The organism is Prevotella sp. C0026C3 (genome assembly GCF_056590795.1).
Window position 1 is genome coordinate 1 of sequence record NZ_JBWPWW010000002.1, and the last position, 15,788, is coordinate 15,788.

Here is a 15,788-nt window from a genome sequence, read left to right on the forward strand (position 1 = left end):
CGTTTCAAAGGGTCATTCTTATTTTGGCAAGGTGGGTCTCATTATTTTAACCTTACTGGGTCTAAAATACTTGCCAGGGTGGGTCAAATTAGTGTGGCTTTTCCAGCACTTCCAGAAGCAATTCTTCCTACTGCTCCTGCAACAAACGGTGCTATTGAAATGGAGGAAGTTGCAGCTACTACTACCGATATTGTTCATACTCATTATAAGCACGTGTTCTATCCATACATTAGCGATGCTGTTACAGAAGAAGCAAGTGCTCCGCTTATTATAATTGAGGGTACGCTATGGAAAGGCGATAAAGAGCGTGAGACTAAAGTTATCTACAAAAAGCACCTCAAGATAGAAGGTCAAGCTGATTTCTTAGGATTTAAGCGCAATACTCGTTACACCTTGGTGATAAAGAAGGCTGTTCCAGGTGAGTTTGAGGCAACAGTCACTGTAGATAAATGGAATGAGGAAACTGTTGAAGCAAAACTGAGTCCAGTAACTCCAAGAGTTTCGGAGATTCGGGACCCCGCTACTGCTGATGGATATTTTACAATGGATTTCAATACACAGACAATCTCTTTTAAGAAAGAAGCCAGTGATAGAGTCATGTACGTTACTGTTAATGCTAATGTTGATTGGGAAATAGTTGATGAAGCGCAAAACAAGGTCCTCCCTGTGGACACACATACTTTGGTAAGAGATTGGCTGAGGCTTAATCCGCATCACGGAATAGCCTATGCTAAGTATAATAGCATTCCTTATGGTATAAATGTTTGCGTTAAATCAGCCAATACCACAGGGAAAGATCGTTCTGCGCGTCTTATTCTGCGTAATAAGATCAATCATAATCAGCAAACTGTAGTAACTATTATTCAAAAAGGATAAAAACATGAAAATAAAGAAAATTCTAACATTATTGCTTCCGACAGCCTTTTTATTGTCGGCTTGTAGCAATCAAGACAATATAGCTGGCTCTGATAGCCAAGCTAATGATGGAGCCATCGAAATCACTTTCCCAGGACGAACTTTAGCGCCTATCACTTATGCCGGTACCTATCCTGCAGATGTAACAGAGAAAGCTTTGAGCAACGCTCGTGTTTATGTGTTTAGCGATAAAAACGGACAGCCTGACAAACTTTTGCAAACCGAAGTGTTGACGCTAACTGCAGGAGGAGACTCTGAAGGGGGTGTAAAAGGCAAATTCTATATGCGACGAGATGGCGTGCTACATCTCTTGGCTACAGCTAATCTATCCTTGACTAAAAAAGAAATAGAGAGGTTAGAAGGAAAAACTTTCCAAGAAGTTTCTAAAACCTTTATCACACAAGAAGCTGGTAAGGCTAATTTCTTCCCGATGTGTGCTACAGCTCCGGTGAAAGTGACTATACCTGATGTTAATTCTAATTCTCCTCGTCCCAAAGTTACTTTTACCTTAGAGCGTCTTTCCGCACGTATTGATATCGAGAATTTAACTACGGCAAAAAATGGTGAGTTTGTTTTGACAGGTGCCAGACTTCGTAATGATATTAATCAGTCCTATCTCGTTAAGGGACAGACTCCTGAACTTTATTGTGATGATAATTTAGGAGTGCATCTTTAGCTACTGGACCATTTGTTACTAATAAGGGGGTTAGTGGCGATATGAAAAAGATGTATATGCAGCTCTACACTTATGAAAATAAGGAGAACCAATTAATTGTTGATGTGCAAGGTACCTATAAAGGGCAGAAAGCTCTATTTTCAATTCCTTTTACCAACAGAAAAGTAAAGCGTAATACGCGTTATATCGTTCAGCTTCGCAATTCAGATGATATTTCTCGTATGACTTTTAATATTGTAGAAGTAAAAGATTGGGATGAAGGAGGTGTATCGACACTGAAACCTGGTGCAGATGCTGCGATGCCTACAGTAACATCGATTGTTGCTACTAATGACAAAGGTACTGCTGCTACTGTACAGCATACTGCCAACAATGCAGAGGCTAATAAGGTGACAAGCATTAAGGTCGAAACTCCTGAAGCTTACTATTTGAAGGTGAATGTGGAAAGCCCTACTGTGGAAAGCCGTATCTTGCTAAATAAGGCAGAATACCCTTGGATCTCTGTTAGTGAATTGGGCAAGGCTAATATTAGCGGTGGCAAATTACAACAGACATTTTTGGTGAAGATTGGCAAAAATGTGGACCTCTATGACCGCTCAGCAGTATTAGAAGTGCAGAATGCTTACGCTCCTAATAAGGTTGCACCCAAATTGATTACTTTGACTCAGAAAGCTGCTACTGCATCGTCAAATCCTGTTGCCTATGTAGCAAAGGCTTATGTTACAGATCTAAATAAATTTGGTCCTGTTGTAACAGACGATAATTTCGGTCAAAACAATATTGCAAAGAGCTATCAATGGGGACGTAATAAAACAGACTTAACAGGCGGAGAAGAGAAGGCTTCTATGCAACCAACAGATTCTCGTTTGTGGAATAGCAATAAAATATTTACAGGTGATAATATCAATATGTATAATTCCGCTTTGCAATCTGCTATAAGTTGGACGGAAGCTATTGCAAAGTCTACCAATGCGCCAGCGTCCTATAAAGGTACAAACGATGGAGATCCTTCGCCTGTAGGATGGCATATTCCTACATGGAATGAAGCTATGGTTATGGCGTATCGTGTGTGGACTTTTGATGGTTCTGCAAGTTTTTTTTCTGGTGCAGTCAATGCACAGAATATTAAAGAAACTGTAAAATTCCATGGAGAGAATGCTCCTTTATCCGTCACTTCAGATTATTATTCTACTGAAAAAAATGTAGCTTATGCTCTTAGATTTAAGGGTGCTAATAATAAGTATCTTACAGCTTTTAAATATACATATCGTTATCCAGGCGTTGTTGTACAAACGCGCTATTTAGGTGATAAAGGTGCCTCTTTAAAAGTGCAGGATATAGCTAACGAGAATTACTGGGACAAAGATGCTGGTAGTGATGTTGTTAGATATATAATAGAAAATTACTGGACTAGTTATAACGGAAGGGGATTTTGCACGATGGGTCGCGTATATAGTGGTGTTCAGGGATTACTTTTGGATAGTTATTTCTATCAAAATGAACCCTCTTTCATTCTTCCTTTCCGCAATTAAGCTTTAAGTAATTAGTGTTTTTATTAGGCGTGTTAGCACTCGGACTCCCGAAAGCGCACGCCTAATATATTTTAAGGTGGGTTCTATAAATTCTTTTTGCAGTAGCGTTAGAACAAGCTATACTGTAGAGGATTACCTAATTGATTATATCGTCTTATCTTTGCTTTTATGCGTATAATAAGTTTATGTTTTGTCTTTAGTTTCTTTATTCTTTTTTCTTGTTCGAAAGAGGAAAATATCTATCAGCAGCAGTATAAGACCCGTACAGTTTTGGCTTATATTGCAGCCGATAATGACTTATCGGCAGAAGCTAAAAGTAAGTGTGAAGCATTGCTAACAGGTTGGAATGCTAGTATGGGTAAGCTCTTAGTGGTTACAGATGATGGGAAGCATCCCCCCTTGTTATTGCAAGCTACTATGAGCAATGATCAAAAGCAATGGGATACGCTTCGCGTTTATACTCAAGATAATATGGCTGACCGCGTGCTACTCACAACCGCTATTGCTGATATGTCTCATTTTGCTCCAGCAGATACCTATGGTTTCATTGTATTTAGTCATGCTACGGGATGGCTACCTGCAGAAAGACATACTTCTGCTGCTACTAACATACAGGAAGCTAATATGCTCGGTATCCCCAAGGTGCAAGGTGATGGGATTGTAACACGTGCGCTCATTAAAGATGGCACACACTATATGAATATCGACGATTTTGCAGGAGCAATACCCGATCATCGATTTGCATTTATAGCTTTTGACATGTGTTTTATGGCAAATGTTGAAGCACTTTATTCGTTGCGTAATAAAGCCGATTATTTTATTGCCTCTGCTACAGAAATTCTCAGTCCAGGGTTTACCCCTATTTATCGTACCCATTTGAGTAAACTCTTTTGTACTCGATGCAATCAGCCTCGCCCTCTAATAGCGTTTGCTGCAGCTTATTTTGACTATTGGAATAAGCAGGAGGGTATTTATCGTTCTGCCACTATTAGTGTTATTAGAGCTAATGCGTTTGAGGAAATGGCAGAATTAAGTAGGCAGATCCTTTTTAAGAGTTCCTTGTATAAGGATTTGTCTAACCAAAGGAGTTTGTTTCAACCTTATGATCGGTATTCTACGCATCTCTTTTTTGACTTTAGCGAATATCTTAACTATTTGGCTCTAACAGCAGAGCAGCGTAAAGAGATAGATAGGGTGATGAACCATCTTGTGATTTATAAGAATAACACATCTCATCTTATTTCCCTACCAATTATTCAGCATTCTGGGTTGTCTGTATATATCGATAATCCCTATAATCCAGCTCTCAATAAAGCTCATAATCATACTGATTGGCAAAAACGAGTGATATCAAATTAGTAAATGATCCTGTTCGGGATAAGAATTATTTAAGGTGGGTTCTATAAATGAGCTTTTATGGTTTTTTGAATTATTATCGAGTCTACACCTTAGACCGAGGGTTGAGTCGATTACAGATGATAATGTGGAGTCAAATTGCTCCATGACCCGAAAATAATCCCCCAAAAGGAGTGAGTCTCTCAGATTTAATTTGTATCTTCGCCATGTCTATCGTCGGATTCTCTTGTTTTTTTGCAACACTAAGATAAGTGAAAATTCTGACATGGCAAAATCCTGAGCAACTTTTTGTTGCTCAGGTACTTAAAAAGTTTAATTTATAATAATGTTGCGGAATTAAGGTTAGACAAGGAAAACATATTGTAAAATTAAATCTTCGATAAAAAAACTCTCATTAGTAGAATTCATTTTGTGTTAATTTTGTTTCTTACAGTAAAAAGGGTAACTTTGCAAACAGATATTGGTTCAGACAGATTACTGCCTGTTTGATTAAAAGGGAATCGGGTGTAAGTCCCGAACAGTACCCGCTGCTGTAATCTCCTTGTGTTATCTACCAATGAAAGCCACTGGCGTACATTGACGTGCGACGGGAAGGTGTAGATGATGGAGAAAGTCAGAAGACCTACCAAATCTAATTATCGTTGTATATGGCCTCCGGGTGATGGGGTATATTACAATTTATTAAATAATCGCATTTGATAATAATGAAAGGCTTAGCCTCGTTGATTGTAGCATTGATTGTACCTATATATTTATGGGCACAGGATGATATTGCCGATTCTATCAATTTAAAGGGCGTACATGTGACAGCAAAAAGCAAACAGCGCCAATTGAAAGAAAGTGGTTTCTACATGAATATGATCGATGTACGCAACCAATCAAATGTAGCAACAAATCTAGCCGACCTCATTAATCAGACTACCGGCGCACGAGTAAGACGTGAAGGTGGTTTGGGGGCAGATTATGAATTATCCTTAAATGGGATGTCGGGTAAGTCGGTGAGATACTTTCTTGACGGTGTACCCTTGGATTTGAAAGGACGTAATGCCTCGCTTGATAACATACCTATCAGTCTTATAGATTATATTGAGATATATAAGGGTGTCGTACCTTCTTATCTAGGAGGAGACGCATTGGGGGGAGCTATTAATTTAGTGACTACTCGAAAAATAAAAAACTATTTAGATGTATCTGTAACAGCAGGTTCGTTTCATACCGCACTAGCCGACTTAAACGGGCAATGGGTGCTACCTAAATCCGGAATCGTGATACGACCATCGTTCGGACTGGCTTATTCGAAGAATGATTACCGTATGAAGGGTGTGGAATTATGGAATGAGCAAGCAGATGCTTATATAGAAACTGATGCAAAACGATTTCATGATGGATACTTTTTCTTATTAGGGCAAATGGAAGTAGGAGTTCAGAATAAATCGTGGGCCGATGCGTTTTTCGTCTCTGCATCATGTCAAAAGAAAGATAAGGAATTGCAAACTGGACAGATACAGAGTATTGTATATGGTCAGGCAGAGTGTAATCAGCATGCTTGGAATGTATCGATGAGTTACGATAAACACAATTTCTTCGTGGATGGTTTACGATTGAAGGCTCTTATATCGCAAACTTGGGATAAGGCTGTGACTGTAGATTCTACTTATCGGAAGTATGCATGGGACGGTAGTTACATTAATACTGTTCGCAATGAGATTACTGGTCGTAGTAAACAGCTACGACATTATAGTCGTCCGCTTACCACCATCAGAACAAATTTTGATTATACGCTTGGACATAATCAATCATTCAATCTTAATTATTTGATGTATAGTACCGGTAATCGACGCTGGGATGAACTCGATACAGATTTTGAACCGTCGAGTGATAGAATTACGAAACATCTTATAGGATTATCTTATTATGTTAGCTTGAAAGGTCGTTGGCAAGCATCTGTATTTTTAAAGGATTATATTAATCATGTAAAAGTTGGACAAACCGATCTTCCGTGGATAACTAATTCCATGAATGCGATTCGCAATACGACAAAGAATTATATGGGATACGGGCTCAGTAGCCGTTATACACTGTTGCCGGAAATTTCTGTAAAGGGCTCTTTTGAGCATGCAGCTCGACTTCCGCTGGCCAATGAACTCTTGGGTAACGGTGCTACTGTCTATGCCAATTTAGCTTTAAAACCAGAGAATAGCGACAATGTAAACTTAGGATTGTATGGACATGCAGTATTCAGCAAAACGTATCGCTTAGATTATGAAGTTGCAGGATTTGTCCGTAAGGTGAGAGATTATATTCATGCAGTCTTGTCTGAACAGGATGGATTGCTACAATATAAGAATGTAAATAATGTCACAGTGAAAGGAGTAGAAGGCGAAGTGAGTTACTCGTATGCTGATTGGTTGCAGCTAAAACTGAATGGAACTTATCAGAATGCACGTGATATGAATAGATGGATGAATGATGGTAAGGAATCTGTGACCTACAAAAATAGACTTCCCAACCGTCCATGGCTTTATGGGAATGCGGAAATAATGTTACAGAAGACCAATCTATTTTGTAAGGATACGAATATACGCTTCAGCTATTTGTATCAATATGTACATTGGTTTTATCTGACATGGGAAGGATATGGCTCCCTATTTTCTAAAGCACATATCCCAACGCAAAATCTCCATTCGACAACTCTCTCGTATTCATGGGACAAAATGAGATATAATATCTCACTAGAGTGTAACAATATTTTTGATACAAAAGCTTACGACAACTATAAACTACAGAAACCCGGTAGGGAATGGATGTGCAAATTCAGAGTTTTTATTAATTAACAACATAATAAGATGAGGAAAATATATTTATTAGTAATCGTTGCAACCAGTATTTTTGTGGGTGGATTATTCACAGCTTGCTCTAACGATGACGAACCGAATCGGAATCCTGATGAGATATTGGGAGTTCATTATGATATTTGGGTAACTCCCGGACAAAGTACCGGTATGGGTAGCAATGATGCAATCATCGTACAAAATTTGAAGAGTTTGGAAGGAGATAGTACTATTAACTTTAAGAATACCGGCGTAGATGTGACAGCCAAATTATATCAAGAATCTATTATTAAGGGCATGTACTATTATCAGATACCCAAAGAGAAAGACAGGTTTGGAAAGTATCAGATTATTAATGGTCAAATTATAACGGTCAAGGAACGTCCTTTCGATAAGAATACTTATAAAGATAGACGATATACACATGCTTGGTTGGCTAATAATGAACTTGTTGTCATGGCAGCTAATGGTAAAGCAAACGATGTCGTTTGGACAAAATATAATACAGATAATATGACTATTGAAGCCGAAGGAAGTTTAGATTTAGCTAAAAAGACCCGTGTGAAACAATATAGTACCTCTGGCTTGGCTACTTATCGTGCTAGTGATAACAAATTAATCTATTTTTTCTGCGAAAAAGCCAAAAAGGCTACTAAGCAGGTTTTTGCAGCCTTTATCAATCCGACAACAATGGCAGTAGAAAAATTAGATTCAACGACCGTAGGAGAAGAGATGGACGGAACGGCTTATGGAGAGCTCTTACAGGATAAAAGTTTTTTTGACGATAATCAGAATCTATATCTTCCTCTGTTATCTAGTATAGCTGGTGCTAAATCTGCTACGTCTAAATATAGTCGTATAGTCAGAATCAATAACGGTGAAGAGAAATTTGACAAGTCATATATAGGTATGAACACAGGTACAAATAATGGCAAGATCGTAACTTGTGATTATGTTGGGGGTAATAAAGCTCTGCTCTATATCCAAGATCCTGAACATACAGGTACCAGTAAAGACAATAGACTTAGCGAAGGTTGGGGGGCAAACTATAATTGCTATTATGCATTGCTAGACTTGTCTACTAATGTTTTGAAAGAGTTTACTTATAAAGGTAAAGCATTACCTTATAGCAGCGGGACATTTTCACAACGTTCATTTATCTTGAATAATAAAGTCTTTATAGGCGTAAATCCACAAGACAGTCCGGCATGTGTGTATGTCTATAATAAGAGAACGCAGGAGTTGACAAAGGGGATAACTATAGCTACCGGTTATCAATTTACGAGGATTACCCATATATTAGATAAGTAAAACGAATGAAACGTATTCCACAATTCTTATTGGCTGCTCCTACATCGGGTTCAGGTAAAACTACGGTATGCCGGCTATTGATGTCGGCACTGACCAAGCGAGGGTTACATGTGCAGCCATTTAAGTGTGGTCCGGATTATATTGATACGAAGTTTCATGCAGTAGCATGCGGACGCCCCTCACTTAACCTTGACACCTTTATGGCTTCTACATGTTGTGTAGAAGCCATCTATACTCACTATGCGCAGAGAGCCGATGTCTGTATAGTAGAAGGCATGATGGGGATGTATGATGGGTATGACAGGGATAAAGGCTCTTCGGCAGAAATAGCATCCATATTAGATATTCCTGTGATACTAGTTGTCGATGCTAAAAGTGCAGCATACTCTATAGCTCCTTTATTGAAAGGTTTTATGGAGTTTCGTCCAAATATCAAAATTGCTGGTGTTATTTTCAATAAGGTAAATTCTGCTCAACATTATAATATGCTCTGTCAAGTTACAGAAGAATTGGAATTGCCATGTTTTGGATATCTACAAAAATGCAAAGATATAGAGCTATCTAGTCGATATTTGGGATTGAATTTCACCAAAATAAAGGAAAAAGACATGTCATACTTCCTTGAATATGTACAAGTTGACCAGTTATTGGAGAGTGTGATGCGCGATGTCCCGAAAGATAATGATTCATATTTAGCAAATATACCTCCACGAGGATGGAATATTTGCGTCGCAAAAAATGAGGAGTCATTCTCTTTCCTTTATCAAGAACATGTTGATATGATGGAGAAATGGGGGCATATTACTTATTTTAATCCGGAAGAAGATTTTACTATTCCGCGCAATACGGATTTGCTATATTTACCCGGTGGTTACCCAGAAAAGCACCTAGACGATTTCTCTGAATATACTATGCACGAAATATACCAATATGGTGAACATGGTGGACGTATATGGGCTGAGTGTGGAGGTATGATGTATTTGTGCAAAGAAATACGAACTCATGAGGGGAGTCGACGAATGGTTGGCCTATTTAATCACGTTATATCGGCAGAAGATGAGCATCGTAAACTTTCGTTAGGCTATCGTAAATTGCAATTACCCAATGGTCTGAAGTTACGAGGGCATGAATTTCACTACACTCAATTTGTGGGGCAAAGACCGCAAACCATAGCAGAAGTTCGCAATGCAAGAAACGAGATAGTTGATAGTCCATTTTTTAAGTATAAGAATGTGACGGCAAGTTATACACATTTATATTGGAATTATGGCAAGAATATACACAAAGACTGGTGATGATGGGCAAACCCACTTGCGCAGTGGTGTTAGAGTAGATAAAGATGATATACGGATAGAAGCCAATGGTGAAATTGATGAATTGAATTGTCATATTGGTGTTGTATGCGCTTCTATGCGAAAAGGAGATACTCGGAGACTCCTATTATGCAGGATTCAACAGGAGTTGATGACTATAATGAGCTTGGTAGCAACTCCACCGGGAAAAGAAAATCCACGTGAGGAAGAACTGAAAGAGCTAACTTCAGAAATGGAAACAGAGATAGATAGGGTTACCAAAGATAGAAGATTTCGCTTTGTATTGCCTGGTGGAACCTTCCTACAGGCCTATTTGCATATGGCTAGAAGTAAAGCTCGCACTGCGGAAAGACGATTATGGACTGTTAACCGCGAATATCCACAAGATAAAAAAATCATGGTTTTTATGAATAGGCTGAGTGATTTTCTTTTTGCTTTAGCTACAGATGAGGATTTTGACTAATAAATATATGACTGGTTTAAGGCCAATAATGCTGTGTGGCACAGGTAGTGATGTTGGTAAAAGTGTACTGGCAACAGCTTTATGTAGAATATTCAAACAAGATGGCTATGCTCCAGCTCCCTTTAAAGCTCAGAACATGGCCTTGAATAGCTATGTCACGAGTGATGGGTTAGAGATAGGAAGAGCTCAAGCTGTGCAAGCAGAGGCCGCAGGTTTAGAATGTCAAGTGGATATGAATCCAGTCTTGTTGAAACCCCAAGGAGAACACACCTCACAAGTAGTATTAAATGGTCGTCCTATAGGTAACTACAGTGCACAAGAATATTTCCGCTCAGAAGGACGAGAACACTTGCAGCAAGCAGCTCATAATGCATTTGACAAGTTAGCCCAAATGTATCATCCCATTGTTATGGAAGGAGCTGGTAGCATATCAGAAATCAACCTAAAAAAACAAGACATAGTCAATCTCGCTATGGCTAGATATGCCGGTGCATCAGTCATATTGGTTGCTGATATTGATCGTGGTGGGGTTTTTGCCAGTTGTTATGGGAGTATAGCTTTGCAGTATCCCGAAGACAGAAAACTTATAAAAGGGATTATAGTCAATAAATTCCGAGGGGATATGCGTCTATTTGAGGATGGGCGTAAGATGTTGGAAGAAGTATGTAAAGTTCCTGTTCTTGGGATTATTCCCTATTTCAACGATATTCATATAGAGGAGGAGGATAGCGTTGATTTAATATTTAAGAATAGGAGAGTAAGCCATGATAAGATTAATATAGCCGTAATATTGCTAAAGTATATTAGTAATTTTACTGATTTTGATATATTAGAGCGTGACCCACGTGTCAATCTATTTTATACTAACAATATTCAAGATATAGCACAAGTCGATATTATCATTATTCCGGGAAGCAAGAGTACATTGGAAGATCTCTATGAGCTACGACGTAATGGTTGTGCACAAGCGATTATGAAAGCTCATGAGAATGGTAAGACAATAATGGGAATCTGTGGGGGATTCCAAATGTTAGGTGAAGAAGTGCTCGATCCTAATCATGTGGAAGGAGATATAGATAGATTACCGGGACTTGGATTACTCCCAATGTCGACTACCATGGACTGTAATAAAGCGACTCAACGAGTAGAATTTTCTTTCGAGGGCTATCTCTTGAATGGCTATGAAATTCATAATGGTAAAAGTGTTTTAAGGGATGGAACTAGTAATTATGGTAAAATTGTAAATAGGGATAAGGTGTATGGAACATATGTTCATGGCATCTTAGATAATATTTCGTTTATTGATATTTTGTTAGCTCCCTATGCCGGCAAATCCCAAGAGGGTTTTAATCTTAAAAAGTATAAGGAAACACAGTATGATTTGCTTGCAAACCATGTTCGGTCTAATCTTGATATGGATTGTTTATACTCAATTATGAAGGGAGAAGTATGATAGAGAGTCTTCATGGCGACGATTTATATCGTTACAAAAATATTTGTATAAATTTTAGTTCTAATATATGGGGGCATGCAGAACTACATGAACTAAAAGCACAATTAGCTCATCGTTTGGATACTATTTCACATTATCCGGAACCTTATGCCCATAATTTAGAACTTTCTTTGGCAAATTCTATAGGAATTCACCAAGATGAAATATTGGTGACTAGTGGTTCTATTGATGCTATCTACTTAATATCAACACTCTTTTCTGATGCGGAACCGATAATTCCAAGTCCTACATTTTCAGAGTATGCATTGGCTTCCAATCGATTTAAGCATAAGGTTGAATCCTCGAAAAAGATTCATTGGGTGTGTAATCCTAATAATCCCACAGGATTAGTTATCCCAAAGAAAACATTATTGGAAGAGATTGATAGCTCGAGAGACATCTTTATCATAGATCAAGCTTATGAAGATTATACACTAGAGCAATTACTTACTGATGCAGAAGTAGTATGGCGTCCAAATGTATTTCTACTCCATTCGATGACAAAGAAATATTGTATACCGGGATTGAGACTTGGATATGTGGTTGGAAATAGAATGTTAATACAGGCATTACGAGAGATAAATCGTCCATGGAGCGTAAATACTTTAGCGCTGGAAGCTGGATTATGGCTCCAAGGAAAAAACGTATTACCAGCCACACAATGGTTGAGAAAAGAAACAGAGTTGTTTAGAAATCATATCAATCAATTAGATGGATATGAAGCTTTACCTACCCAGACCAATTTCTTCCTTGTAAAGATTGACCTTAAGAGAAGACCTTCCTCTAACATATTGAAACAACGGCTAGCTCAAGAATATGGTATATTGATTCGTGATGCTTCTAATTTTGTAGGATTAGACGATTCATATTTCAGAGTGGCAACACAATTACCTGTAGAGAATTTAGAGCTAGTGGCTTTATTAGATCGACTTCATTAAAATGGCTTACATTGCAAAAATACTATCGTTAATTATAGGATGGGTATTGGATTTCTGCTTAGGCGATCCGGAGCGGCTCCCACATCCTATTGTATTATTTGGGAAAACAATTGCTTTTGGAGAACGAATCATGAATCGGGGACGGCATAGGATGCTAAAGGGAGGAGTCATGGCGTTAGCACTTATTGGCTCGGTATATACACTTGCATACTTTCTGATACATGAATTATCTTTCATATCTATCTGGCTTGAAATAGGTATAGAAAGTATTTTAATATTCTTCTGTTTAGCCGGTACCACTTTAATAAAAGAATCGAAGCAGGTGTTTAGTGCTTTAGAACATAGCCTTGAAGAGGGGAGAGCACAAGTATCAAGAATCGTGGGACGTGATACAAGTAGCCTTTCTGAACAAGAGATAAAACAAGCAACTCTTGAAACATTATCAGAAAACTTAAGCGATGGTGTCGTAGCTCCCTTATTCTGGTTAGCTATATTGGGTGTTCCGGGGATATTGACATATAAAATGGTTAATACATTGGATTCTATGATTGGCTATCGAACACAACGTTATCTTCTATTTGGAAGTATAGCTGCACGCATAGATGATATCGCTAATTATCTACCAGCGAGATTAACAGCTTTGATGATGTTGCTTGTAAGTGGGAAATTTAGACAAATAAAATTCGTAATGCACTATGGAAAGGCGCATTTAAGTCCCAACAGTGGTTATCCAGAGAGTGCATTAGCAGCAATACTAGATTGTAGGTTTGGTGGCTCTCATTTATATTTTGGAGAATGGGTTGATAAACCTATGATAGGTTTTAACCCTCGTGAACTCACCATTATGGATTTTAAAAAAGCAATTATTATCAATCGCTCAGTTGAGTTGTTGACAATAATTGCCTTGATTGTGTTTTATTTAACTTTGGCAGTTCTTTAATTTGCCGATTCAAATTCACGCAAGAAACGTACGTCATTCTCAGAGAACATACGCAAATCGCTAATACGATACTTTAAATTTGTGATACGTTCAACTCCCATACCAAATGCATAACCTGTATAGACACTAGAATCGATACCGCATGCCTCCAAATCATGTGGGTCTACCATACCACACCCAAGGATTTCCACCCAACCCGTATGCTTACAGAAAGTACATCCTTCTCCACCACAGATATTACATGAAATATCCATTTCTGCACTAGGCTCAGTAAATGGGAAATAGCTAGGACGCAAGCGAATCTTTGTATCAGCTCCAAACATTTCACGAGCAAATGTTAGTAAAACTTGTTTTAAGTCAGTAAAACTAACGTTTTTATCAACATACAGTCCTTCTACTTGATGAAAAAAACAGTGTGCACGTGAGCTAATAGCCTCATTACGGTAAACACGTCCCGGACAAATAATGCGAATAGGAGGTTGGTGATTTTCCATATAATGAGCTTCATCACCCGATGTATGGCTTCTCAATAGAACATTCTTAGTCACATCCGAGGAATTGGTTTGTTCTATAAAGAATGTATCTTGCATATCGCGGGCAGGATGATCTGCCGCAAAGTTTAGCATTGTAAACACATGCTTGTCATCGTCTATTTCCGGTCCTTGAAAGAGAGTAAATCCCATACGTTGGAAAATATCAATAATCTCATTTCTGACGATGGTTAATGGATGGCGTGTTCCAAGTGGAATGGGATAAGGAGTACGGGTAAGATCGAAATCCTCATGTTGGCTTTCGGCAGTATCTACTTTCTCTTTCAACTCATTCAATTTATCTTGAGCAGTTTGCTTCAGTTTATTGAGCTCAATACCTACTGCCTTCTTTTGATCTGCAGCCACATTACGGAAATCTGCCATAAGAGCATTGATTTCACCTTTTTTACTGAGATATTTTAAGCGGAGGCGTTCAATTTCTTCAGCATTTGTAGCCGTGAGTTCCGTCACCTCTTTCAACAGTGCTTCAATCTTTTCTAATAACATGCGTTTCAGTCGTTTGAAAAATATATGCAAAGGTAATATTTTTATGCTAAAAGAAGAAAGAATATAGAAATAAAGTTGTATTTTTGCACTGATTTGAGAGGGTATATTAAGACCCAAAATTTAGAGTCATGAGAAAAAATACTTTTTGTTTTTTTATTGTAGTAGTGGCTACAATAATCAGTTTTTCCATCACCGGTTGTCGGAATAAAAAGCCTTTGGAGACTATGGATTCTGTTGTTGTAGATACAGCCAGGATTGATAGCTCTGCTATAGATACAATGGATAATATAATAGCAGAAACTCCGATGCCAAAAGCAGCCGATGAACTCTTTGATGATTTTATTTTTAATTTTGCAGCCAATAAGAAACTTCAATTTGAACGCATTAACTTTCCATTGCCGGTTTATCATGACAATAAAGTCGAACAAATAAAAAGAAATCAATGGACGATGGAGCATTTCTTCATGCGTCAGGAATTCTATACTTTGATTTTTGACAATGCCAAACAAATGAAGGTTGTCAAAGATACTACGATTGACCATGTTGTGATTGAAAAAATCTTTTTTAAGAAAAAGACCATCAAAGAGTACGTATTTAATCGTATTAATGGCCAATGGAGATTAATAAATATTGCATATAAAGGGATGCATAAAAATCTTAACGCTTCATTTTTAAACTTTTACTATAAATTTGTTACAGATTCTACATTCCAAATTAATAGTGTGCATAATCCTCTACAATTTTCCGGTCCAGATCCTGACGATGATTTTGGCATTATGAATGGAACTTTAGAGCCGGAACAATGGTCGTCTTTTGCTCCTCAATTACCAAGCAATTATATATATAATATTCTTTATGGACAATCATATAAAGAGAGTCGTGAGAAAGTATTTGTAATTAGGGGTATTGCCAATGGACTAGAAACTGAATTGACATTCAAGTATTTAGGTAATTCTTGGAAACTTATTAAGTTGTCAATGTAGA

Annotated in this window: 13 protein-coding genes and 1 riboswitch; of the genes, 12 read left to right on the forward strand and 1 reads right to left on the reverse strand. The window is 37.9% G+C overall.

Going from position 1 to position 15,788, the window contains the following annotated elements; genetic code table 11:
• From AC1EK4_RS01160 to cbiB, 11 genes are all read left to right on the forward strand, one after another.
• A partial coding sequence (locus tag AC1EK4_RS01160) for a hypothetical protein (RefSeq protein WP_480356705.1) occupies positions 1 to 876 on the forward strand: 876 nt, incomplete at its 5' end.
• A 4-nt stretch (positions 877 to 880) separates the two neighbouring features.
• A complete protein-coding gene (locus AC1EK4_RS01165) occupies positions 881 to 1,591 on the forward strand; it encodes a hypothetical protein (RefSeq protein ID WP_480356706.1) in 711 nt (236 codons plus the stop codon).
• A gap of 41 nt (positions 1,592 to 1,632) precedes the next feature.
• The gene (locus AC1EK4_RS01170; protein WP_480356707.1) at positions 1,633 to 3,123 is read left to right on the forward strand and encodes a hypothetical protein; all 1,491 of its coding nucleotides are present in this window, start codon (positions 1,633 to 1,635) and stop codon (positions 3,121 to 3,123) included.
• Positions 3,124 to 3,291: 168 nt separating this feature from the next.
• On the forward strand, positions 3,292 to 4,482 hold the full coding sequence (locus AC1EK4_RS01175; RefSeq protein ID WP_480356708.1) for a clostripain-related cysteine peptidase: 1,191 nt from the start codon (positions 3,292 to 3,294) through the stop codon (positions 4,480 to 4,482).
• A gap of 441 nt (positions 4,483 to 4,923) precedes the next feature.
• A riboswitch (cobalamin riboswitch) is annotated at positions 4,924 to 5,123 on the forward strand.
• A gap of 60 nt (positions 5,124 to 5,183) precedes the next feature.
• Positions 5,184 to 7,313, forward strand: coding sequence for a TonB-dependent receptor plug domain-containing protein (locus tag AC1EK4_RS01180; protein WP_480356709.1), 2,130 nt, complete (start codon positions 5,184 to 5,186; stop codon positions 7,311 to 7,313).
• A 12-nt stretch (positions 7,314 to 7,325) separates the two neighbouring features.
• Positions 7,326 to 8,621 carry a hypothetical protein gene (locus AC1EK4_RS01185; RefSeq protein WP_480356711.1) on the forward strand — a complete coding sequence of 432 codons (1,296 nt, stop codon included), beginning with the start codon at positions 7,326 to 7,328 and terminating at the stop codon, positions 8,619 to 8,621.
• Positions 8,622 to 8,626: 5 nt separating this feature from the next.
• Positions 8,627 to 9,916, forward strand: a complete 1,290-nt coding sequence (locus AC1EK4_RS01190; protein WP_062434148.1) for a cobyrinic acid a,c-diamide synthase CobB — start codon at positions 8,627 to 8,629, stop codon at positions 9,914 to 9,916.
• The gene (locus AC1EK4_RS01195; RefSeq protein WP_480356713.1) at positions 9,888 to 10,397 is read left to right on the forward strand and encodes a cob(I)yrinic acid a,c-diamide adenosyltransferase; all 510 of its coding nucleotides are present in this window, start codon (positions 9,888 to 9,890) and stop codon (positions 10,395 to 10,397) included. The genes AC1EK4_RS01190 and AC1EK4_RS01195 overlap by 29 nt, the downstream gene beginning before the upstream one ends.
• Before the next feature lie 7 nt (positions 10,398 to 10,404).
• Positions 10,405 to 11,850, forward strand: a complete 1,446-nt coding sequence (locus AC1EK4_RS01200; RefSeq protein ID WP_480356715.1) for a cobyric acid synthase — start codon at positions 10,405 to 10,407, stop codon at positions 11,848 to 11,850.
• The gene (locus AC1EK4_RS01205; protein ID WP_480356717.1) at positions 11,847 to 12,827 is read left to right on the forward strand and encodes an aminotransferase class I/II-fold pyridoxal phosphate-dependent enzyme; all 981 of its coding nucleotides are present in this window, start codon (positions 11,847 to 11,849) and stop codon (positions 12,825 to 12,827) included. Before AC1EK4_RS01200 ends, AC1EK4_RS01205 begins: the two co-directional genes overlap by 4 nt.
• 1 nt (position 12,828) lies before the next feature.
• Positions 12,829 to 13,767 carry an adenosylcobinamide-phosphate synthase CbiB gene (cbiB, locus tag AC1EK4_RS01210; RefSeq protein WP_480356719.1) on the forward strand — a complete coding sequence of 313 codons (939 nt, stop codon included), beginning with the start codon at positions 12,829 to 12,831 and terminating at the stop codon, positions 13,765 to 13,767.
• Here cbiB and pheS read toward each other — a convergent pair.
• Positions 13,764 to 14,804: a phenylalanine--tRNA ligase subunit alpha gene (gene pheS / locus AC1EK4_RS01215; protein ID WP_036900151.1), complete on the reverse strand. Its 1,041-nt coding sequence runs from the start codon at positions 14,802 to 14,804 to the stop codon at positions 13,764 to 13,766. The two genes, cbiB and pheS, sit on opposite strands and share 4 nt — an antisense overlap.
• Before the next feature lie 128 nt (positions 14,805 to 14,932).
• On the opposite strand from pheS, the gene AC1EK4_RS01220 reads away from it, so the two are divergent.
• Positions 14,933 to 15,787, forward strand: a complete 855-nt coding sequence (locus AC1EK4_RS01220; protein WP_036900149.1) for a DUF4348 domain-containing protein — start codon at positions 14,933 to 14,935, stop codon at positions 15,785 to 15,787.
• Position 15,788 lies beyond the last annotated feature (1 nt).

Bases quoted from the DNA above. Each gene is read 5' to 3' on its own strand.
- AC1EK4_RS01175 (WP_480356708.1), top strand. From the start codon at position 3,292: ATGCGTATAATAAGTTTATGTTTTGTCTTTAGTTTCTTTATTCTTTTT.
- AC1EK4_RS01185 (WP_480356711.1), top strand. From the start codon at position 7,326: ATGAGGAAAATATATTTATTAGTAATCGTTGCAACCAGTATTTTTGTG.
- AC1EK4_RS01220 (WP_036900149.1), top strand. From the start codon at position 14,933: ATGAGAAAAAATACTTTTTGTTTTTTTATTGTAGTAGTGGCTACAATA.
- AC1EK4_RS01180 (WP_480356709.1), top strand. From the start codon at position 5,184: ATGAAAGGCTTAGCCTCGTTGATTGTAGCATTGATTGTACCTATATAT.
- AC1EK4_RS01165 (WP_480356706.1), top strand. From the start codon at position 881: ATGAAAATAAAGAAAATTCTAACATTATTGCTTCCGACAGCCTTTTTA.
- AC1EK4_RS01200 (WP_480356715.1), top strand. From the start codon at position 10,405: ATGACTGGTTTAAGGCCAATAATGCTGTGTGGCACAGGTAGTGATGTT.
- cbiB (WP_480356719.1), top strand. From the start codon at position 12,829: ATGGCTTACATTGCAAAAATACTATCGTTAATTATAGGATGGGTATTG.
- AC1EK4_RS01170 (WP_480356707.1), top strand. From the start codon at position 1,633: ATGAAAAAGATGTATATGCAGCTCTACACTTATGAAAATAAGGAGAAC.
- AC1EK4_RS01195 (WP_480356713.1), top strand. From the start codon at position 9,888: ATGGCAAGAATATACACAAAGACTGGTGATGATGGGCAAACCCACTTG.
- AC1EK4_RS01205 (WP_480356717.1), top strand. From the start codon at position 11,847: ATGATAGAGAGTCTTCATGGCGACGATTTATATCGTTACAAAAATATT.
- pheS (WP_036900151.1), bottom strand. From the start codon at position 14,804: ATGTTATTAGAAAAGATTGAAGCACTGTTGAAAGAGGTGACGGAACTC.
- AC1EK4_RS01190 (WP_062434148.1), top strand. From the start codon at position 8,627: ATGAAACGTATTCCACAATTCTTATTGGCTGCTCCTACATCGGGTTCA.